A 20,788-nucleotide genomic window follows, 5' to 3' on the forward strand; every position below is an offset into this window, starting at 1 on the left:
AGGTAACGCCCGGCCGGTCAAGTCACCAGAGCCCGGACACGACGAAGCCGCCGCCCCGGGTGTCCGGGGCGGCGGCTTCAGTGGCGTGCGGGAGGGGTCACTCCCACTCGATGGTGCCCGGCGGCTTGCTCGTGACGTCGAGGACGACACGGTTCACGTCGGCGACCTCGTTGGTGATGCGGGTCGAGATCTTGGCGAGCACCTCGTACGGCAGGCGCGACCAGTCGGCCGTCATGGCGTCCTCGGAGGAGACGGGGCGCAGCACGATCGGGTGACCGTAGGTGCGGCCGTCGCCCTGGACGCCCACGGAGCGGACGTCGGCGAGCAGCACGACCGGGCACTGCCAGATCTCGCGGTCGAGACCGGCCGCAGTGAGCTCCTCGCGGGCGATGGCGTCGGCCTCGCGCAGCAGGTCCAGACGGTCCTTGGTGACCTCGCCGACGATGCGGATGCCGAGGCCGGGGCCGGGGAACGGCTGGCGCTGGACGATCTCCTCGGGCAGGCCGAGCTCCTGGCCGACCATCCGGACCTCGTCCTTGAACAGCTGGCGCAGCGGCTCGACGAGCTCGAACTCGATGTCGTCGGGGAGGCCGCCCACGTTGTGGTGGGACTTGATGTTGGCGGTGCCGGTGCCGCCGCCGGACTCGACGATGTCCGGGTAGAGCGTGCCCTGGACGAGGAACGCGACCTCGGGGCCCTCCTCCTGGAGGATCTCCAGCTGCGCCTGCTCGAAGACGCGGATGAACTCGCGGCCGATGATCTTCCGCTTGGTCTCCGGGTCGGAGACGCCGGCGAGCGCGTCGAGGAAGCGCTCCTGCGCGTCGACGACCTTCAGGTTGGCGCCGGTGGCGGCGACGAAGTCCTTCTCGACCTGCTCGGTCTCGCCCTTGCGCATCAGGCCGTGGTCGACGTAGACGCAGGTGAGCTGCGAGCCGATGGCCTTCTGCACGAGCGCGGCGGCCACGGCGGAGTCGACGCCGCCGGAGAGACCGCAGATGGCGCGCTTGCCGCCGACCTGGGCGCGGATGGCCGCGACCTGCTCCTCGATGACGTTGCCCGTGGTCCAGCTCGGCTCGATGCCGGCGCCGCGGTAGAGGAAGTGCTCGAGGATCTGCTGGCCGTGCGTGGAGTGCAGCACCTCGGGGTGGTACTGGACGCCGTACAGCTTCTTCTCGTCGTTCTCGAAGGCGGCGACCGGCACGACGTCCGTGGAGGCGGTGACGGTGAAGCCCTCGGGGGCGGCGGAGCAGGCGTCGCCGTGCGACATCCACACGGACTGCTCGACGGGGGTGCCCTCGAAGAGGGTGGAGCCGGCCTTGGAGACGTGCAGCGGGGTCCGGCCGTACTCGCGGGCGCCGGTGTTGTCGACGGTGCCACCGAGGGTCGTCGCCATCAGCTGGAAGCCGTAGCACATGCCGAAGACGGGGACGCCCGCCTCGAACAGCGCGCGGTCGAGGCGCGGGGCGCCCTCGGCGTACACGGAGGACGGACCGCCGGAGAGGATGATCGCCTTCGGGTTCTTGGCCAGCATCTCGGCCACCGGCATGGTGGACGGGACGATCTCGCTGTAGACCCGCGCCTCACGGACGCGACGGGCGATGAGCTGGGCGTACTGGGCGCCGAAGTCGACAACGAGGACTACGTCCGGGTTGGAGACGTCGGGCGCGGCAGCGGGAGTCGCTGATGACACTACGGCGGCCTTCCGGCGGTAGGAGAGGTTCCCCCGAAGGGGGGGCTATTTGTCGATTCTACCGGCGCGGCGGTGTCGCTTTTCGTCTCACCATCCGAACCCGGGTTGTCCCCGGCTTCGGGAGGGGGTCCATACTGGGGCCATGCGCAAGCACTCGACCTTCCTCTTTACCTATGGCAACCGGCCCACCGGCTGCCATGGTCGTGCTGCTTGAGCAACTGACAAGCGACTTCCCAGGCGCCCCGGGCCGACAAGGCCCGGGGCGTTCTGCTTTCTCCGGGCCGTGTCGCTCCGGGGCATCCGACACCACGAGGAGCCCCACCCATGACGACGAACACCGCCACCACCGAGAAGACCGGCGCCCGCACCGACGAGGCGGCGGCGCTGATCGGTGGCGCCCGTGAGCGCATCGACTCGCTGGACGACCGGATCATCGGCCTCATCCAGGAGCGGATGGCCGTCTCCGCCGTCATCCAGGAGGCCCGGATCTCCTCCGGCGGCCGCCGGGTGAACCTGAACCGCGAGATGGAGGTCCTCGGTCACTACCGGGACGCCCTCGGCAAGCCGGGCACGGCGCTCGCGATGACGATGCTGGAGCTGTGCCGGGGCCGTATCTGAGCGATGCCGGGGCCGCCTCCGAGCGATGCCTGGCCCCGTGTCCGGGCGGCCCGCGGGCCCCATGTCCGGGTGGCCCGCGGGCCGTGTCCGGGCGACGCGCCCGAGTGTGCTCCCGTACCCGAGTTCGGGACCGCTCTCACCCGTACGGCGCGTGACCGGCTCCCGCCGGGCTTCGTTGGTCCGGGTGTCCGTGCCAGCCAGGGGCGGGCCCGAAGAAACCACGCGTGGCTTCGCTGGGGCGTGTGGCGTACCTCTCCGGTACGTCGTGGGACCTCGCACCAGCGCGCGTGACCGGACAGCAGGGGACAGCAGCCCGGTCACCCAGAAAGGGCGGTCGGTCCCGGGGACGCCCGGGGCCGGCCGCAACCGGCCGATCTCCCGACCTTCCCGTCCCCCTGATCCCCCGCTCCCCTCCCCCTGCGGCGCAACCCCCCGGCGCCGCCCCGCTCGGCACCGCCGCTGCCCTGACACCGGTGCCGACCCCGAGGGCCCCGCGCCGCGACCGGAATCGCGAGCGCGGGGCCCTTTTCACGCCCGCACCACGCCCGCCCGACGCCCGCCCCGCGTCCGCCCCGCGTCCGCCGGACACCACGCACCACGCCCGCCCCACAGGCACCTCCCAGGACGTGACGCGCGTCACACGAAGATCCTGTGCAACCGCTACAACCAATCGCGGGGGCGGAGGGTCATCTATGCAGCAACACCAAAGCTGGAAGGGCGCTGCACTCGGAGGGGGGTGCAGCGCCCTTTCCATCGTTTCGGTGTCAGTCCTTCTTCGGCGGGACCGCCGGCATCCCCAGGAACGGCAGCCGCAGGGCACCGAAGGCCTCGGACGGGACGGCGGGGGACTTCGGCTCGACCGCCGAGAGCCGTACGTACGCCTCTCCCTGCCGCGGGCGCGTGTCCTCCTCGCCCTTGTTCGGCCAGAAGGACATGGCGCGCTCCGCCTGGGCCGTGATCGTCAGGGACGGGTTGACGCCGAGGTTGGCGGAGACGGCCGCGCCGTCGACGACGGAGATCCCCGGGTGCCCGAAGAGCCGGTGGTACGGGTCGATGACGCCGGTGTCGGCGTCCGCGCCGATGGGGCAGCCGCCCAGGAAGTGCGCGGTGAGCGGGGTGCCCATGAGCTCGCCGATGTTGGAGCCGGCGAAGCCGTTGATCTCCTCGGCCATCAGGCGCGCGGCCCGGGTCGCGGCCTCGATCTGGGTGGGGTTGGGCGCGCCGTGCCCCTGGCGGGCGGTGAGCAGGCCCTTTCCGAGGCCGCCGGGCTTGCGGTAGGTGGTCAGGGAGTTGTCGAGGGACTGCATGACCAGGCCGATGATGGTCCGCTCGGACCAGCGGCGGTTGGACAGCGAGCGGGCGGCGAGCGCGGGGTGCTTGACCAGTTCGAGGAGCCACTTGCGGACCCGGTGCGCGCCGTAGGGCACCTGGAGGACGGTCATGCCGCCCATGGAGTTGGATCCCTTGCCGTAGCGGACCGGCTCGATGTGGGTGTTGTCGTCCGGATGGATCGACGAGGTGATCGCGACGCCCTTGGTGAAGTCGACCCGGTCCTTGCCGTGGCGCTTGCGGTAGCGGCGGTCGGTGGTCTGCGAGCCGACCAGCGCTTCGGAGTTCGTGCGGGTCAGCTCACCGAGGCGGCCGGAGATGCGGGGCAGCAGCCCGGTGTCCTTCATCCGGTGGAGCAGGGTCTGGGTGCCGTACGTGCCGGCCGCGATCACCACCCGGGGGGCGGTGAAGGTCCGGCCCGCGCCCTTCTTCCTGTTGTCGGTCGGGAGGGTCCTGACCGCGTAGCCGCCGCGCGAGTCCTCCGTGACGGCGACCACCGAGGTCATCGGGTGGACGACGGCGCCGGCCTTCTCGGCGAGGTAGAGGTAGTTCTCGTTGAGGGTGTTCTTGGCGCCGTGGCGGCAGCCGGTCATGCACTCGCCGCACTCGGTGCAGGCCTTGCGGGAGGGGCCCGCGCCGCCGAAGAACGGGTCGGCCACCTCGCCGCCCGGCTTCGCCTTCGCCGTCCCGTCGCCGTCCTTCCCGTCTCCGAAGAAGACGCCGACCGGCGCCATGTGGAAGGTGTCGCCGATCCCCATCGCCTGGGCGGTGGCCTTCAGGTGGACGTCGGAGGGCGTCATCGTCGGGTTGAGGCGCACGCCCAGCATCCGCTTGGCCTGGTCGTAGTAGGGGCTGAGCTCTTCGCGCCAGTCCGTGATGTCCTTCCACTGCGGGTCGTCGAAGAACGGCGCCAGCGGCTCGTAGAGGGTGTTGGCGTAGTTGAGGGAGCCGCCGCCCACGCCGGCGCCCGCGAGCACCATGACGTTGCCGAGCAGGTGGATGCGCTGGATGCCGTAGAGGCCGAGGGCGGGGGCCCACAGGAAGTTCTTCAGGTCCCAGGAGTTCTTCGGCAGGGTCGCGCGGGTGTAGCGGCGCCCGGCCTCCAGGACGCCGACCCGGTAGCCCTTCTCGGTGAGGCGGAGGGCGGTGACCGAACCGCCGAAGCCGGAGCCGACGACGAGGACGTCGTAGTCGTACGCGGCGTCGTCCGCCTGCTCCTGATTTTGGGTAGGGGGTACCGCGGTCATGGCTCTCCTCGGACGAGACGGTGTGAAAAGGGAAGGACGTCGGCGCAGCCCCGGGCCTGCGTCACTGTCGGCGCGGGCCCGGGCCTTCGTCACCGTCAGCGCAGGCGCAGGGCCTTCATCGCCTTCAGGGACACGCTCATGAAGGCGGCGTACTTCTCGTCGTCCATCCCGAAGGAGGGCGCGAGCGGGATCAGCCGCTGCTGGGCGACGGTCTGCGCCTCGGTGTACTTGAGGATGCCCTCGGAGCCGTGGCGGCGGCCGAGCCCGGAGTCCTTCATGCCGCCCATCGGGGACTGGACGCTGCCGTAGGCCGGGGCGTATCCCTCGTTGATGTTGACGGTGCCGGTGCGCAGCCGGGCCGCGACGGCGTGGCCGCGGCGCGAGTCCTTCGTCCAGACGGAGGAGTTGAGGCCGTACGGGGTGCCGTTGGCGAGGTCGATGACCTCGTCCTCATCCGTGAAGCGGTAGACGGAGACGACCGGACCGAAGGTCTCCTCGGAGCAGACGGCCATCGGGGCCTCGACGCCGTCGAGGATGGTCGGCTCGAAGAAGAGGGGGCCGATGTCGGGGCGGGCGACGCCACCGGCGACGAGCGTGGCGCCCTTGGCGACGGCCTCCTCCACGTGCTTCGTGACGGTCTCCAGCTGTCGCTCGCCGACGAGGGAGCCCATGTCCGCCCCGTACGCGAGGGAGCTGCCGAGGCGCATGGCCTTGGTGCGGGCGGCGAAACGCTCCAGGAAGGCGTCGGCGACGGACTCGTGCACGTACAGCCGCTCGATGGAGATGCAGAGCTGTCCGGCGGAGGAGAAGCAGGCGCGGACGGCTCCGGCGGCGGCCTTCTCGATGTCGGCGTCCTGGAGGACGAGCATCGCGTTCTTGCCGCCGAGTTCGAGGGAGACGCCGACGAGCCGGGCGGCGGCGCCCCGGGCCACCTCGCGGCCGGTGCGGGTGGAGCCGGTGAAGGAGACGTAGTCGGCGTGGGCGACGACCTCGGGGCCGACGACCGGGCCCTCGCCGAGGACGACCTGGAAGACCTCGGCGGGAAGGCCGGCCTCGATGAGCAGGTCGCGGGCCCAGAGCGCGGTGAGCGCGGTCTCCGTGTCGGGCTTCATGACGACGGCGTTGCCGGAGACGAAGGCGGGGAGCGCGTCGCCGACGGAGAGCTCCAGCGGGTAGTTCCAGGGGGCGATCTGGCCGACGACCCCGCGCGGCTGGCGCAGCTCGGTGACCTTGGTGAGGGTCGGCACGACGCCGGTGTGGCGCTTGGCGCGCAGGTAGGAGGAGGCCTTGCGGCCGTAGTGGCGGGCGGCGACGGCGACCGCCTGGACCTCCTCGTGGGCGTGCAGGCGGGCCTTGCCCGTCTCCAGCTGGATGAGGTCGAGGACCTCGGCCTGCCGCTGGAGGACGAGGTCGTGGAAGCGCAGGAGGACGGCGGCGCGGGTCCTGACCGGGGTGGCGGCCCAGGCGGCCTGGGCGGCACGCGCGCGCGTGAAGGCCTCGGCGACGTCCTCGGGGGTGGACTCGGGCAGGTCCGCCAGCTTCTCCCCGGTGAAGGGGGTGTGGTTGGCGGTCCGGCCGGAGCCGACGACACCGCGCGTGAGGCGCGCGACCAGCTCGGGCGTCACGACGTCGGCGGCGGTCCGCACGCCGGCCGGCGCGGGCGCGACCGGGTTGGTCGCCCCGGCGGGGGCGGCCGGGCGGGCCGCCTCGGCGGTGGTGTCGGCGTCGGCGGGAACCGTGGGGGCGGCGGGGGCCTGCGAGTCCGTCATGAGGGCGAGCGTAGGCCGCGTTCCGACCTTTGGGTACCCGTCGGTAACGCGTTTTCACCCTCTACACACACCACGCCAGCGATCACTGGCACATAAGTCCTGATCAGGGGCTTACGGCCGCCGGGGGCCGGGCGCGGAGATTTTTCCGCCCCTCAGTCCCCCGGCGCGCGCCAGTGCTGGAGGACGATGTCGAACTGCTCCCGGGTCCTCTCCCAGCTCGACTCCGGCGAGGACATGTAGATCGCGTACTCGGTGCCGTCGTCCTCGTAGTACATCTGGTCGATCGCGTGCCGCGGTCCCGGGAAGGTCTCCTTCTCGGTCCAGGTGAACTCCCAGAGGCAGGAGCGGACCTGGTCGCGGTAGGTGGCCTGGGCGAGCTCGACCCGGTCGTAGTTCATGCGCTTCTTCAGGAGGCGCTCCAGGTCGATGGCGTGCATGCACGGGTTCTCGAAGTCGGGGTTCTTGTCGATGCTGATCCGGATCCGGTGCTTGCCGTTGTCCGGGGTGTAGTCGATCTGGTCGCGCTCCGTCTGACGCTTCCAGCCGTTCGGCACGAGAAGGCTGAAGCCCGCCGGGTCCTCGACGCGGTGCCAGCCGGCCGGAATGCCGTCCCCGGCGCCCTTGGTGGCGGGGCCGGTCGCCGACGTGGTCCGTCCTCCGCCGCCACCGCCGGCACGGTCGCCGCCCGCGTAGTTCATGGCGGCGAAGACGGCACCGCCGGCGACGACCCCGGCGAGCAGCGCGGCGAGCACGGCGGAGCGCCAGCGGCCACGGCCGGAGGGGGGCGGGGAGGAGGGGACCAGTGTGGAGTGCGCCCCCTGGGGCTGCTGGGCCGACTGGGGCCACCGCGCGGTGGCTTTCGGCGGCCCGCCCGCCAGGCTCTCCGTACCGGTACCGGTACCCGTACCCGACCCCGTGCCCGCACCGTCTCCCGCACGGCCCTCGTCGCCCTGGCCCGCCGTCGAGTCCAGGTCCTCCCTGGTCACGCGCTGGGTCGGCACGTAGGCCTGCGCCGCCGCCGGAGCACGCCCCTCCATCGCGTCGAGCAGCATCCGCTCGGCCTCGTCCGCGCGCGGCCGCTGCGCCGGGTCCTTGCGCAGCAGGGCCACGATGACGGAGGCCAGCGGCCCCGCCTTCTCCGGGTGCGGCGGCTCCTCGGCCACCACGGCCTGCATGGTGCTGATCGGGGAGGTGCGGCGGAACGGCGAGGTGCCCTCCACCGCCGTGTAGAGCGTGGCGCCGAGGGACCAGAGGTCGGAGGCGGGACCCGGGTCGCCGCCCTGCACCCGCTCGGGCGCCAGATAGTCGATGGAGCCGACGATCTCGCCGGTCCGCGTGATCGTCGAGTCGCCCTCGATCGCCGCGATGCCGAAGTCGGTGATGAGGACCCGCCCGTCGCGCGCGAGCAGCACGTTGCCCGGCTTGACGTCCCGGTGCAGCACCCCGGCCGCGTGCGCGGCCCGCAGCGCGCCGACGACGTGCAGCCCGATCCGGGCCGCCTCGCGGGGCTCGATCGTGCCGGCCTCCTTCGCCGCGTCGGCGAGCGAGGGCCCGTCGACGTACTGCATGACGATCCACGGCCGGTTGTCGTGCTCCAGGACGTCGTGGACGGTCACCACACCCGGGTGCGTGATCCGCGCGGCGGCCCGCGCCTCCTTCTGCGTACGGGCGTGCAGCACGAGCCGGTCGGCCTCGGCCACGAACCGGCCCGCCGTCAACTCCTTCACCGCCACCACGCGGTGCAACACCTCGTCGTGCGCGCGCCAGACCTTGCCCATGCCGCCGCGTCCGATGGACTCGCCCAGCCGGTAGCGACCGGCGAGCAGCAGCCCCGCCCCTGTGCTCTGAGAATGTTCCACTTGCCCCCGCCCGTTCCTTCTGATGCAAGGTTACGGAGGGGGGGACGGGCGACGGAACCTCGGGGCGGTCATAGGAACAGCACTGTGACCGGGGGCCGGTGGGACTTACGTATCAGCGTCCCGGGCGGAACCCCTTCGTGGCCTGCTCGTAGATCTCGGACACCTTGTCGCGCTCGCTCTCCGGACCGATGACCTGGACGACGTGGTACCGACCGCCGTCGATCAGGGCGAGGTTGCGCACGAACACCTCGCGGCCCGTGCTGTCCAGCCAGGTGTAGTGCCCCTCGGCCGTCGGCGTCCGGCCGATGTCCACCCGGCGGGCCCTCTCCACCTGCGACCAGCTGGACGACCGGTACGGCTCCAGCTCGCGCTCCTTGGTGTTCTGGTACTCCAGCGGGTCCGAGCCGTTGTCCTGGACGCTGTCCCGGCCGGGGACGACGATCAGCGTGAAGTCACCCCTGGTGTAGCGCACTTGACCGGCGTCGTTGACCGGGCTGCGCCGCCATCCCTTCGGGACCCCGATCCGGAAGCCCTCCGGGTCCTGGCGCAGCTCGTACCCGGCGGCGAGCGCGGGTGCCGCGGGGTCCGCCGGGGGCGGGGTGGTGGCCGGCTTCGTGGGGGGATCGGCGGGATTCGTGGTCGCGGGCGGGCCGCTCGTGGGCGCGGTGGTGCCGGGCGCCGAGGACGCCGGACCGGCCGTGGGCGTGGCCCGCGTGTCGGGCTGCTCACCCTCGCCGGGCATGAACAGGACGGCGTACGCGACGGCTCCCCCGAGCAGCAGGAAGACGAGGATCAGGAGCGTACGGCCCAGGGACCGCGGGGAGCCCGGGGCGCGGGAGGACCCGCGGGACTCTTCACGGAAGCCGTCCCGGAACTCCTCGCGGAAGCCGTCCTGGAACTCTTCGCGGAAGCCGTCCTGGAACTCTTCGCGGAACTCCTCGCGGTGATCCGGCTGTACGCGCGCGTGGCCGTGGTCCTGGCCGTACGCCTGACCGTACTCCTGGTCGAACTCCTGGTCGTGCTCGTGCTCTTGGCCGGGTGCGGGCCCGCGCGCGGGGGCCCGTCGCTCCTCGTACCGGGTCTCGGGGCGCGCGTCCTTGCCGCGCTTGTGGCGGTGCCGGCCCGCCCCCGCCGCCCCCCGCCACCGGCGCACCAGCTCACCGCGCCGGCGCACGATCGGCAGCCTCGCCTCGTCGAAGGACGGCAGCGGTACGACTCCGAGCCCGGCCTCCGGCTCCGGCGCCGAGCGGACCAGGGAGCGCAGCCAGCCGCGCAGCTCCTCGAAGTCGGGCCGCTCGGTGGGGTCCTGGCGCAGCAGGGACTCCACGACCGGGCGCAGGGGCCCGCACTCCTCGGCGAAGGCCGGCGGCTCGGCGCAGACGAGCTGGACCAGCTCGGCAGCGCTGTCCTCGGGGTACGGGGCATGGCCCTGGACGGCCCGGTAGAGGAGCGCGCCGAGCGCCCACAGGTCGGTCGCGGGGCCGATGGGCGGGGCGAGGCGCCAGTTCTCGTGCACGGGCCCGGCCTGCTCGGGCGCCCAGCGCTCGGTCACGGCACCGACGACCGCGATCCGGGTCTGACGGGCCCGCTCGGCGGCGAGCCGCGTGGTCGGGCCGCGGTGCGCCTGGGCCGGGATCGCGACCGGCGCCTCGTCCCGGGAAGCGGCGGGGGCCGGGAGGCGCGCCGGGTCCGGGGTCGCCGCCGTGTACCCGGCGGGCAGCGCCGGGCGGCCCGAACCGGGCAGCACGGGGCTGCCGCCGGCCGGGATCGGCCCGGAGCCGTCCCGCGAGGCGTGCGGGCCGTCGCTCCAGCTGCCGGCCAGCATCACCCGGGGCGGCGGACCGGCCTGCGGGCCGCCGTACGGCTCGTCGCCGTCCTCGTCGTCCTCGTCGTCGTCCGCCACCCGCGCCCACCACTGCGGCTCGGGCGCGCCGGAGGCCTGTGCCGTCGGCGGCGGGGGCGGCTCGGGCGACTCCGGGGGCGCGGGGCGCTGGACGGGGAGCGCCCCGGTCTCGCCGAGCCGGGCGGCGGCTCGCGCGCCGGCGCGGTACGCGGCGATGGCTCCGGCACGCGCGGCCCGCACGTCGGCGGTGGGCGGGGCGGCCGGGGGCTGCGTCTCGGCGACGGCCGGCTTGGCCCGTCCGTAGGGGTCGGAGCCGTAGGGGTCGGAGCCGTACGTGTCCGAGCCGGAGGGGTCGGGCGCGGAATCGGAGGGGCCGGACTCCGTCGCGGGCGGGTCGTCCTCGTCCGGCTCGTCGCCGCCCGCCTCGTGGACCTCTCCGCCGAGAGCCTCGGAGCCGTACGCGGTGGTCGCGTACTCCTCGGAGCCCGGATCCTCGACGGGCACGGGCCACTCGGGCGCGTACGGCTCGGGTGCGTACGGCTCGGGCACGTGCGTCTCAGGTGCGTACGGCTCGGGCGCATACTGCTCAGGCACATACGGCTCAGCCCGATGCGACTCGGGCGCGTACACCTCGACCTCGTGGACCCCGGACCCGGACTCGTACACCTCGGACTCGTACGCCTCGGACTCGTACGTCCGGGAGCCGTACGCCTCGGCGCCGTACTCCTCGGAGCCGTACGTCTCCGCCTCGTAGGCCTCCGCCTCGTACACCCCGGGCTCGTACTCCTCCGGCCCGTCGGCCGCGGGTGCGAACGCGTCGGACGGGTCCGGGACCGGGGCGTAGCCGCAGAGGGCCTCCTCCGCGGCGCCCACCGCGAGGCCGGTGAGGACCACGCGTCCGTCGTCGCAGACGAGCACGGTCCGGGAGGTGATGTTCCGGTGCACCCAGCCGTGGGCGTGGAGGGCGCGCAGGGCGGTGAGGACGTCGGCGCCTATCTCGGCCGCGCGGTACGGGTTGAGGGGCCGCTCGGCGAGGAACGCGGCCAGCGGTCTGGCCGGCACGCGCTCGCTCACTATCCACAGCGAGCCGGCCTCCGCGAAGACGTCGAAGACCTGGTCGAGGAGGGGATGGTCGGGGATCTGCGCGGCGGCCTGGGCGGCTTCGATCGCCCGGCGCACGACGGGCTCGGCCGGCCGGCGGGTGGCCGCCCCCGCACCGCCGTGGGGACCGGCGGGGCCGTCCCGCCCGTCGAGCACCTCGGCGTCGACGAACTCCGGCAGCGGCACCTGGCGGACCAGGACCTCCTGCCCGCTGTACGTGTCGAAGGCGCGCGTCTCCACCGGGTCGTACGCGTCGGCGTCCGCCGGCGGCAGCGGCAGGCGGTAGCGGTCGGCGAGCACCCTTCCCGCGTAGTCGTCCACGACGCCTCCCCCGCGCGCACGCTGTCCCCCGTGGGCCCGCGGATCCCTCCGGATCGGGCGGGATCACGCGAGTCCGTCAGTTCCGGTCCGGCACCGCGCAGTTGACGGCTCTGTCCGGCTGCTTTCGGTCCGTGAACCTCACGATACGTGCCACCGGTCAGTCCTTGGGGGTGAACGTGGCGAACGCCGTCTCCCGCAGCGTCTTGCACTCCGCGCCGTTCCACTCGTCCGACGCGCAGCTGACCATGATGGAGTAGCCGTGCGTGGCGTCCACCTTGAAGCCGCGGTTGAGCACGTGGACGCGGATGCCCTTCTGCGTGCGCTCGAACTCCCAGTCGGCGACGGTCGGGTAGCCCTTGTACGAGACCGGCCTTATGCCGATGTGCTTGTAGTCCTGGCTGGTGGCGGCCACGCCGTACCTGGCCAGCTCCCAGGCGCTCGCCGCGTTGTCCTTGGGACTGGCGTTGTAGTCGACCTGGACGCGCGGGAAGCCGCCGCTCTCGTTGTATATCCCGCCGAGGGCGTATCCCGGGATCGAGTGGAACGTGAAGGTCGAGGGCATGGCCATCGCGAAGTGCAACCGGCCGTTGGTGACGAGGGCGTAGCCGGCGGGCAGCTGCGCGCCCGCCTCGCCTCCGGGCTTCCCGGAGGGCGTGGTGCCGTTCTGCCCGCCCGTGGAGCCCGTCGTGCCGTCGCTGCCCGTCGTCGACGTGCCGCCGTCGGTGCCGGGCTGCGTTCCGCCCTGCTGGCCGGGGCCGCCGGACGACTGGCCCTGGGCTCCGCCCGAGCCGCCGGAACCACCGGAACCGTCACTTCCTGCCGAGGCGCCCGCCGAGGCCGTGGTGCCCCCGTCGCCCTTGCCCTGGTTGCCCTCGTCGCCCCCGCCACCGAGGGAGACCGCGAGGATCGTCCCGAGCACGGCGAGGACCGCGACCGCGGCGATGATCACGAGGGTGCGGCGCGGCACGACATCGGTCAGCGGCGCGCGGGTCGGGGCCGGCTTGCCGCCGCCCCGCAGCGGCTCGGTCGCCAGTCGCGGCGCCGGCGTCGGCTCGGCCTTCACGGAGGCCGCCGCGTTCCGTACGGACTTCAGCGCACCCCGCATCCGGTCGGCGGCCGCGTCGGGCCCCTTGTCGGCCGCCGGGGCCGCCGGTGCCTGCTCGGGGCGCGGCGGCAGCGGTACGACGGTGGTGACTTCGGGCGAGGCCACGGGCGGCGCCTCGGGCGCGTCGAGCACGGCCCGCAGCAGGACCCGCGCGCGGGCGTCGTCGAGCCGCTGCGCCGGGTCCTTGGCCAGCAGGCCGTAGATGACCTGCTCCAGCTCGGGGCCCGCGTTCTTCGGCGGGTCGACCGGCTCGGTCATCACCGCCGTGAGGGTGGCGATGGCGGAGCCCTTGTCGTACGGCGGGCTGCCCTCGACCGCCGCGTAGATGAGGCCGCCCAGCGACCACAGGTCGGCGGCCGGACCGGGCTTGTGGCCGCGGGCGCGCTCCGGGGAGATGTACGAGGGGGCGCCGACGAGCATGCCGGTGGAGGTGATCGAGGGGTCGCCCTCCACCTGGGCGATGCCGAAGTCGGTGAGGACGACCCGGCCGTCCTCGGCGATCAGCACGTTGGACGGCTTCACGTCGCGGTGCAGGATGCCCTCGCGGTGCGCGGAGCGCAGCACGTCGAGGATGGCGAGGCCGACCTCGGCGGCGCGCCGGGGCGTGAGCGTGCCGTCCTCCCGGATGGCTTCCGCGAGCGATTTGCCCTCGATGAGCTCCATGACGATCCACGGGCGGTCGTCCTCGTCGACGACGTCGTACACCGTGACGGCGCCGTTGTTCCGGATCCGGGCGATGGCCTTCGCCTCACGCAGGGTCCGGGTGATGAGGCGTCGCTTCTCGTCGTCGTCGATGCTGGTGGGGAAGCGGAGCTCCTTGACGGCCACGGTGCGGCCGAGGGTCTCGTCGACGGCGCGCCACACGGTGCCCATGCCGCCGCGTCCGAGGACCACGCCGAGCCGGTAGCGGCCGGCGAGCAGCCGTCCTTCGCCGGCCGGTGCCTTGCGGAACCTGTCGCCGCCGCGCGCCGTCGGGGCGCCCGTCCGGCGTTCGCTCTCGCCGTCGCCGTCACCGGCGCCGAAACCGGCCCGTCCGGTCGAGGGCTCGGTGCCGCGCAGCCGCCCGGACGCGGCGGCGTCCTGGCCACCGCCCCCGGCTCCGCCCGGACCCTTCGCCCCTTCGGACGGCGCGTCCTGAGGGTCCTTCACGTCCCGGGCGGCGCCGTCGGCACCCTCCGGTCCGGTGACGCCCTCCGCGTCCGCGACACCCGCCGCGGGCTGCGCGTCGTCGACGCCCGGCTCCGGGACGCGCGCGTCCTCCGGGTCCTGTGCACCCCGGCTGACCTGCGCGTCCTTCGCGTCCCGCTCCGGCTCACGCGCGGCCGGAACCGCTCCTCGGTCGCCGTCGGTCGCGGCCCCCGCGGCGGCGTCCCGCCGGGGGTCCCTCGCCTTGTCCCGCGACTGCTCCGCCTCCGACATGCGTCCCCTCTGCGATCCCTGATCTTCGCCGCGTCTGCCGCTTCCCGCGCGATGCGGTAACCCGCCCTGGAAGAGAGGCCATTGTCCCTCACCTCGGGGCGGGTGACGCCCCCGGGTCCGTACTCCGGGATACGACGCCTCCGTACGGCCCCGAGGTTCCCACCGGACGGGCACCCTTCGCACCGGCCGGACCCCGTGTCGAACGGGCCCCCTGACACCGGCCGGACCATGACGGACGGGCGCCCCTCACACCGGCCGGACCCCCCTTTCGCGCGGCCCTCCCTCGCCCGGCCGGACCCCTGCAGGACGGGCACCCCCCATACCGGCCTGGCCCCCTGCCGCTCGGCCCCCCTCGCCCGGCCGGACCCCCTGTCAGATGGGCACGATGTCCGGTGCCCCGAGCCGCGCGGCGTCCGCCGTCAGGTCGTCGGGCTGCCGCTGCGACTCGCGCTCCGCCTCCACTCTCTTCTCGTAGTGCTCGATCTCCTTCTCGATCTGGAGGTCGTCCCAGCCGAGGACCGGTGCCATCAGTTCCGCGCACTCGCGGGCGCTGAGCGTGCCCCGGTCGAAGGTCTCGATGGAGATCCTGGTCCGCCGGGTGAGGACGTCGTCGAGGTGGCGCGCGCCCTCGTGCGAGGCGGCGTAGACGATCTCGGCGCGCAGGTAGTCCTCGGCCGCCGCGAGCGGTCGGCCGAGCCCGGGGTCCGCCGCGACGAGGTCGAGGATCTCCTCCGTCAGGGAGCCGTAGCGGTTGAGGAGATGCTCGACCCTGACGACGTGCAGTCCGGTTCTCGCGGCGATCCTGGCCCGCGCGTTCCACAGGGCGCGGTAGCCCTCGGCGCCGAGGAGCGGGGTGTCCTCGGTGACGCAGGGGGCGACCCGCTGGTCGAGTCCGTGCACGGCCTCGTCGACGGCGTCCTTCGCCATCACGCGGTACGTCGTGTACTTGCCGCCGGCGACGACCACGAGGCCGGGGACCGGGTGGGCGACGGTGTGCTCGCGGGAGAGCTTGCTGGTGGCGTCCGACTCACCGGCGAGGAGGGGCCGCAGGCCCGCGTAGACGCCCTGGACGTCGTCCCGGGTGAGCGGGGTGGCGAGCACGGTGTTCACGTGCTCCAGGAGGTAGTCGATGTCGGCGCTGGAGGCGGCGGGGTGGGCCTTGTCGAGGTCCCAGTCGGTGTCGGTGGTGCCGACGATCCAGTGCCGCCCCCAGGGGATGACGAACAGCACGGACTTCTCGGTGCGCAGGATCAGTCCGGTGGTCGAGTGGATGCGGTCCTTGGGCACGACGAGGTGGATGCCCTTGGACGCGCGGACGTGGAACTGGCCGCGCTCCGCGATGAGGGCCTGGGTGTCGTCCGTCCACACGCCGGTGGCGTTGACGATCTGCTTGGCCCGGATCTCGTACGCGACCCCGGCCTCGACGTCCTGGACGCGCGCGCCGACGACCCGCTCGCCCTCGCGGAGGAAGCCGATGACGCGGGCCCGGCTGGCGGCCTTCGCGCCGTAGGAGGCGGCGGTGCGCACGAGGGTGGTGACGAAGCGGGCGTCGTCCATCTGGGCGTCGTAGTACTGCAGGGCGCCGACGAGGGCGTCCTTCTTCAGACAGGGCGCGACCCGCAGGGCGTTGCGCCGGGAGAGGTGCCGGTGGACGGGGAGTCCCCGGCCGTGGCCGGAGGAGAGCGACATGGCGTCGTACAGCGCGACTCCGGAGCCCGCGTAGAGCCGCTCCCAGCCCTTGTGCTGGAGCGGGTAGAGGAAGGGGACCGGCTTCACCAGGTGGGGCGCGAGCCGCTCCAGGAGGAGTCCGCGCTCCTTGAGCGCCTCCCGCACGAGGGCGAAGTCCAGCATCTCCAGGTAGCGCAGGCCGCCGTGGATGAGCTTGCTGGACCGGCTGGAGGTGCCCGACGCCCAGTCGCGGGCCTCCACGATGCCGGTGGAGAGCCCTCTCGTGGCGGCGTCGAGGGCGGTTCCGGCGCCGACCACTCCGGCGCCGACGACCAGTACGTCCAGCTCTCGCTCGGCCATGGCCGCGAGCGCCTCGGCGCGCTCGGCGGGTCCCAGTGTCGCTGTCCTCACGCTGCTGCCTCCCGTCGTCCCCCGTCCGTCCCGCACCCGCCGCGCGCCCACGGACCGTGGGCGCGCACGACGCACACCGCACCGGCCGTGCGTGCACGAGCAGCGAACCGGGCCCGTGTGGTCCGGCTCACAGCTCGATTCTGGCCCGGTCCCGCGACTTCAGCCACCGCCTCGCCACCGACCTGTGGATAACACTCGGCGACGTGCGGCCCCACAATGCCGCATATCGGTCATATTTACGCCTAGTCTGACATTGCGCTCGACCCGTTCTGTCCACCGGGCTTGCGCCTCGCGTCCCCTCCGGCTACTGGGAAGGACGGCCCACCCCCCATGCCCGCTGATCTCGCCGTCATCGGCCTCGGCCACCACGGACTCCCCCTGGCCCAGGCCGCCACCGCCGCAGGCATCGACACCATCGGCTACGACACCGACCCCCGCCCCGTCGCCGAACTCGCCGCCGGCCGCTCCCCCGTCGACGGCTCCCTCACCACACCCGAGATCCGCCGGATGCTCTCGGGGGGCTTCCGGCCGACCACCAACCCCGCCGAGCTCGGCCGGGTCCGCACCGCCGTCCTCTGCGCCCCGACCTCCCCCGGACCCGACCGGACGCTCGACCTCACCGCCGTCACCGACGCGGCCCGCGCACTCGCCGCGCGTCTGCGCCCCCACACCACCGTCCTCCTGGAGTCCCCGGTCCCGCCGGGCACCACCGAGGGCCCGCTCCGCGAGGTCCTGGAGGCGGGCTCCGGCCTCCGCGCCGGGCGCGACTTCCACCTCGCCTACTCGCCCGGCCGTCTCGACCCCGGCAGCCGCACCCACGGCTACGCGGGCACCCCCAAGGTCATCGGCGGCCTCACCCCGGCCTGCACCGAGTCCGCCGCCGCCTTCTACGGCCGGCTCACCGACAAGGTGGTACGCGCGCGTGGCCCCCGCGAGGCGGAGACCGTCAAGCTCCTGGAGACCAACTTCCGGCACGTCAACATCGCCCTCGTCAACGAGATGGCGGTCCTCTGCCACGAGCTCGGCGTCGACCTGTGGGACGTCATCCGCTGCGCCGAGACCAAGCCCTTCGGCTTCCAGGCCTTCCGCCCCGGCCCCGGTGTCGGCGGCCACGGCGTGCCCGTCGACTCCGTGGGCGCCCACCGCCCGCTCCGCCTCGTCGAACTCGCCGGCCAGGTCAACGAGCGCATGCCCCAGTACGTCGTCCAGCGCGCCGCCACCCTCCTCAACGAGCACGGCAAGTCGGCCCGCGGCGCCCGGATCCTGCTGCTCGGCATCACGTACAAGCCCGACCTCCCCGACCGGCAGGGCTCCCCCGCCGACGAGATCGCCGCCCGCCTCATGGACCTGGGCGCGGCCGTCAGCTACCACGACCCCCACGTCGCCGACTGGCGCGTCCGCGAGCTCCCCGTCCCCCGCGCCGACTCCCTCTACGAGGCCGCCGCCCACGCCGACCTGACGGTCCTGCTCCAGCACCACCGCACGTACGACCTCCAGGGCCTCTCGGTGAAGGCCCAGCTCCTCCTCGACACCCGCGGCGCCACCCCCGCCGGAGCCGCCCACCGCCTGTGAGCGCGAAAAGGCCCCGCACCACCCGGTGCGGGGCCCCTTCTGCGTACGGAGCGGTCAGCGCTTGTGCTGGGCGTCCGCGACCGTGACCTCGACGCGCTGGAACTCCTTGAGCTCGCTGTAGCCCGTGGTGGCCATCGCGCGGCGCAGGGCGCCGAAGAAGTTCATCGAGCCGTCCGGCGTGTGCGACGGGCCCGCGAGGATCTCCTCGGTGGTGCCGACGATGCCCAGGTCGACCAGCTTGCCGCGCGGCACGTCCTCGTGGACGGCCTCCATGCCCCAGTGGTGCCCCTTGCCGGGCGCGTCCGTGGCACGGGCCAGCGGGGAGCCGATCATCACGGCGTCGGCGCCGCAGGCGATCGCCTTCGGCAGGTCGCCCGACCAGCCCACGCCGCCGTCGGCGATGACGTGCACGTACCGGCCGCCGGACTCGTCCATGTAGTCGCGGCGGGCCGCGGCCACGTCGGCGACGGCGGTCGCCATCGGGACCTGGATGCCCAGGACGTTGCGGGTGGTGTGCGCGGCGCCGCCGCCGAAGCCGACCAGGACACCCGCCGCGCCGGTGCGCATCAGGTGCAGGGCCGCGGTGTACGTGGCGCAGCCGCCGACGATGACCGGGACGTCCAGCTCGTAGATGAACTGCTTCAGGTTCAGCGGCTCGGCCGCGCCCGAGACGTGCTCGGCGGAGACCGTCGTGCCGCGGATGACGAAGATGTCCACGCCGGCGTCGACGACGGCCTTCGAGAACTGGGCGGTGCGCTGCGGGGAGAGCGCGGCGGCGGTGACGACACCGGAGTCGCGCACCTCCTTGATGCGCTGCCCGATCAGCTCTTCCTTGATCGGGGCGGCGTAGATCTCCTGCAGACGGCGGGTCGCGGTCGCCTCGTCCAGCTCGGCGATCTCGTCGAGGAGCGGCTGCGGGTCCTCGTACCGGGTCCAGAGACCCTCCAGGTTCAGGACGCCGAGGCCGCCCATCTCACCGATGCGGATGGCGGTCTGCGGCGACACGACCGAGTCCATCGGGGCGGCCAGGAACGGGAGCTCGAAGCGGTAGGCGTCGATCTGCCAGGCGATCGAGACCTCCTTCGGGTCCCGGGTGCGCCGGCTCGGCACGACGGCGATGTCGTCGAACGCGTACGCCCTGCGGCCGCGCTTGCCGCGCCCGATCTCGATCTCAGTCACGATGTGTGGCCTTTCCCTCTACGTCTGCGCCTACCAGTATCCCCGACACAAGCGTGAGGGGCGGCTCCGGCCACATGCCGGAACCGCCCCCACGCGTCGCGCTGTGTTACTTCCTGCTGTAGTTCGGCGCCTCGACCGTCATCTGGATGTCGTGCGGGTGGCTCTCCTTGAGGCCCGCCGAGGTGATCCGGACGAAGCGGCCGTTCTCCTGGAGCTCCGGCACCGTGCGCCCGCCGACGTAGAACATCGACTGGCGCAGACCGCCCACCAGCTGGTGGACGACGGCCGAGAGCGGGCCGCGGTAGGGCACCTGGCCCTCGATGCCCTCGGGCACGAGCTTCTCGTCGGAGGCGACGCCCTCCTGGAAGTAGCGGTCCTTGGAGAAGGAGCGCTGCTCGCCGCGGGACTGCATGGCGCCGAGCGAGCCCATGCCGCGGTACGACTTGAACTGCTTGCCGTTGATGAAGAGCAGCTCGCCCGGGGACTCCTCGCAGCCCGCGAGCAGCGAGCCGAGCATCACCGTGTCGGCGCCGGCGACGAGGGCCTTCGCGATGTCGCCGGAGTACTGCAGACCGCCGTCGCCGATGACCGGGACACCGGCCGCCTTGGCGGCGAGGGAGGCCTCGTAGATCGCGGTGACCTGCGGGACGCCGATGCCGGCGACCACACGGGTGGTGCAGATGGAGCCCGGTCCGACACCGACCTTGATGCCGTCGACGCCGGCGTCGATCAGCGCCTGGGCGCCGTCGCGGGTGGCGACGTTTCCGCCGACGACGTCGACCGAGGAGTTCGACTTGATCTTGGCGACCATGTCGCCGACCAGGCGGGAGTGGCCGTGCGCGGTGTCGACGACGATGAAGTCGACGCCCACCTCGATCAGGGCCTGGGCACGCTCGTACGCGTCACCGGCGACACCGACGGCGGCGCCGACGAGCAGCCGGCCCTCCTTGTCCTTGGCGGCGTTCGGGTACTTCTCGGCCTTGACGAAGTCCTTGACCGTGATGAGGCCCTTGAGGATGCCCGCGTCGTCGACCAGCGGCAGCTTCTCGATCTTGTGGCGGCGCAGCAGCTCCATGGCGTCCACGCCGGAGATGCCGACCTTGCCGGTGACCAGCGGCATCGGGGTCATGACCTCGCGCACCTGGCGGCTGCGGTCCGACTCGAAGGCCATGTCGCGGTTGGTGACGATGCCGAGCAGCTTGCCGGCCGGGTCGGTCACCGGGACGCCGCTGATGCGGAACTTGGCGCAGATCGCGTCGGCCTCGGCGAGCGTCGCGTCCGGGTGGACCGTGATCGGGTCCGAGACCATGCCGGACTCGGAGCGCTTCACGAGGTCGACCTGGTTGGCCTGGTCGGCGATGGAGAGGTTGCGGTGCAGCACACCGACACCGCCCTGTCGCGCCATGGCGATCGCCATGCGGGACTCGGTGACCTTGTCCATCGCGGCGGAGAGCAGCGGGATGTTCACCCGCACGTTCTTCGAGATGTACGAGGCGGTGTCGATCTGGTCGGGCGCCATGTCGGACGCGCCGGGCAGGAGCAGCACGTCGTCGTAGGTCAGCCCGAGTGTCGCGAATTTCTCGGGCACTCCGTCGACGTTGGCAGTCATGACACCTTCCCAAATGGCCTTGATCGGTGCGGGATGTCCATGCTAACG

The 20,788-nt window shown here is 73.0% G+C and carries 11 protein-coding genes; 2 read left to right on the forward strand and 9 right to left on the reverse strand.

Annotated features, from left to right (window positions below; all coding sequences use genetic code 11):
• Positions 1 to 97: 97 nt before the first annotated feature.
• Positions 98 to 1,690, reverse strand: a complete 1,593-nt coding sequence (gene guaA / locus IE237_RS03730) for a glutamine-hydrolyzing GMP synthase (protein ID WP_189800330.1) — start codon at positions 1,688 to 1,690, stop codon at positions 98 to 100.
• 324 nt (positions 1,691 to 2,014) lie between these two features.
• Here guaA and IE237_RS03735 point away from each other — a divergent pair, with 324 nt between their 5' ends.
• Positions 2,015 to 2,308, forward strand: a complete 294-nt coding sequence (locus IE237_RS03735; RefSeq protein ID WP_189800331.1) for a chorismate mutase — start codon at positions 2,015 to 2,017, stop codon at positions 2,306 to 2,308.
• 764 nt (positions 2,309 to 3,072) lie between these two features.
• Here IE237_RS03735 and IE237_RS03740 read toward each other — a convergent pair.
• The 6 genes from IE237_RS03740 to IE237_RS03765 all read right to left on the reverse strand — a co-directional run bounded on the left by IE237_RS03740 (position 3,073) and on the right by IE237_RS03765 (position 16,380).
• A complete protein-coding gene (locus tag IE237_RS03740; protein ID WP_189800332.1) occupies positions 3,073 to 4,884 on the reverse strand; it encodes a GMC family oxidoreductase in 1,812 nt (603 codons plus the stop codon).
• A gap of 95 nt (positions 4,885 to 4,979) precedes the next feature.
• Positions 4,980 to 6,653, reverse strand: coding sequence for a succinic semialdehyde dehydrogenase (locus IE237_RS03745; RefSeq protein ID WP_189800333.1), 1,674 nt, complete (start codon positions 6,651 to 6,653; stop codon positions 4,980 to 4,982).
• Between the two features lie 152 nt (positions 6,654 to 6,805).
• A complete protein-coding gene (locus IE237_RS03750) occupies positions 6,806 to 8,512 on the reverse strand; it encodes a serine/threonine-protein kinase (RefSeq protein WP_189800334.1) in 1,707 nt (568 codons plus the stop codon).
• A 112-nt stretch (positions 8,513 to 8,624) separates the two neighbouring features.
• Complete coding sequence (locus IE237_RS03755; protein ID WP_189800335.1) at positions 8,625 to 11,777, reverse strand: serine/threonine kinase C-terminal domain-containing protein; 3,153 nt, start codon at positions 11,775 to 11,777, stop codon at positions 8,625 to 8,627.
• Between the two features lie 157 nt (positions 11,778 to 11,934).
• Entirely contained in the window at positions 11,935 to 14,301 is a 2,367-nt protein-coding gene (locus tag IE237_RS03760; RefSeq protein ID WP_189800336.1) for a serine/threonine-protein kinase, read from the reverse strand.
• A gap of 372 nt (positions 14,302 to 14,673) precedes the next feature.
• Positions 14,674 to 16,380 (reverse strand): glycerol-3-phosphate dehydrogenase/oxidase, encoded by a 1,707-nt coding sequence (locus tag IE237_RS03765; RefSeq protein WP_189800337.1) that lies wholly within the window; start codon positions 16,378 to 16,380, stop codon positions 14,674 to 14,676.
• A 330-nt stretch (positions 16,381 to 16,710) separates the two neighbouring features.
• Between IE237_RS03765 and IE237_RS03770 the strand changes: the two genes are divergently transcribed.
• A complete protein-coding gene (locus tag IE237_RS03770) occupies positions 16,711 to 17,952 on the forward strand; it encodes a nucleotide sugar dehydrogenase (protein ID WP_189800338.1) in 1,242 nt (413 codons plus the stop codon).
• A 54-nt stretch (positions 17,953 to 18,006) separates the two neighbouring features.
• On the opposite strand, the gene IE237_RS03775 is transcribed toward IE237_RS03770, so the two are convergent.
• Positions 18,007 to 19,131 (reverse strand): GuaB3 family IMP dehydrogenase-related protein, encoded by a 1,125-nt coding sequence (locus IE237_RS03775; RefSeq protein ID WP_093874493.1) that lies wholly within the window; start codon positions 19,129 to 19,131, stop codon positions 18,007 to 18,009.
• A 106-nt stretch (positions 19,132 to 19,237) separates the two neighbouring features.
• On the reverse strand, positions 19,238 to 20,740 hold the full coding sequence (gene guaB, locus IE237_RS03780) for an IMP dehydrogenase (RefSeq protein WP_189800339.1): 1,503 nt from the start codon (positions 20,738 to 20,740) through the stop codon (positions 19,238 to 19,240).
• Positions 20,741 to 20,788: the final 48 nt, after the last annotated feature.

Origin of the sequence: Streptomyces tanashiensis, assembly GCF_014648895.1 — a bacterium.
Taxonomy (GTDB): domain Bacteria; phylum Actinomycetota; class Actinomycetes; order Streptomycetales; family Streptomycetaceae; genus Streptomyces; species Streptomyces tanashiensis.

Coding starts and splice junctions, on each gene's coding strand:
- guaB (WP_189800339.1), bottom strand. CDS start 20,740: ATGACTGCCAACGTCGACGGAGTGCCCGAGAAATTCGCGACACTCGGG.
- IE237_RS03745 (WP_189800333.1), bottom strand. CDS start 6,653: ATGACGGACTCGCAGGCCCCCGCCGCCCCCACGGTTCCCGCCGACGCC.
- IE237_RS03735 (WP_189800331.1), top strand. CDS start 2,015: ATGACGACGAACACCGCCACCACCGAGAAGACCGGCGCCCGCACCGAC.
- IE237_RS03760 (WP_189800336.1), bottom strand. CDS start 14,301: ATGTCGGAGGCGGAGCAGTCGCGGGACAAGGCGAGGGACCCCCGGCGG.
- IE237_RS03770 (WP_189800338.1), top strand. CDS start 16,711: ATGCCCGCTGATCTCGCCGTCATCGGCCTCGGCCACCACGGACTCCCC.
- IE237_RS03740 (WP_189800332.1), bottom strand. CDS start 4,884: ATGACCGCGGTACCCCCTACCCAAAATCAGGAGCAGGCGGACGACGCC.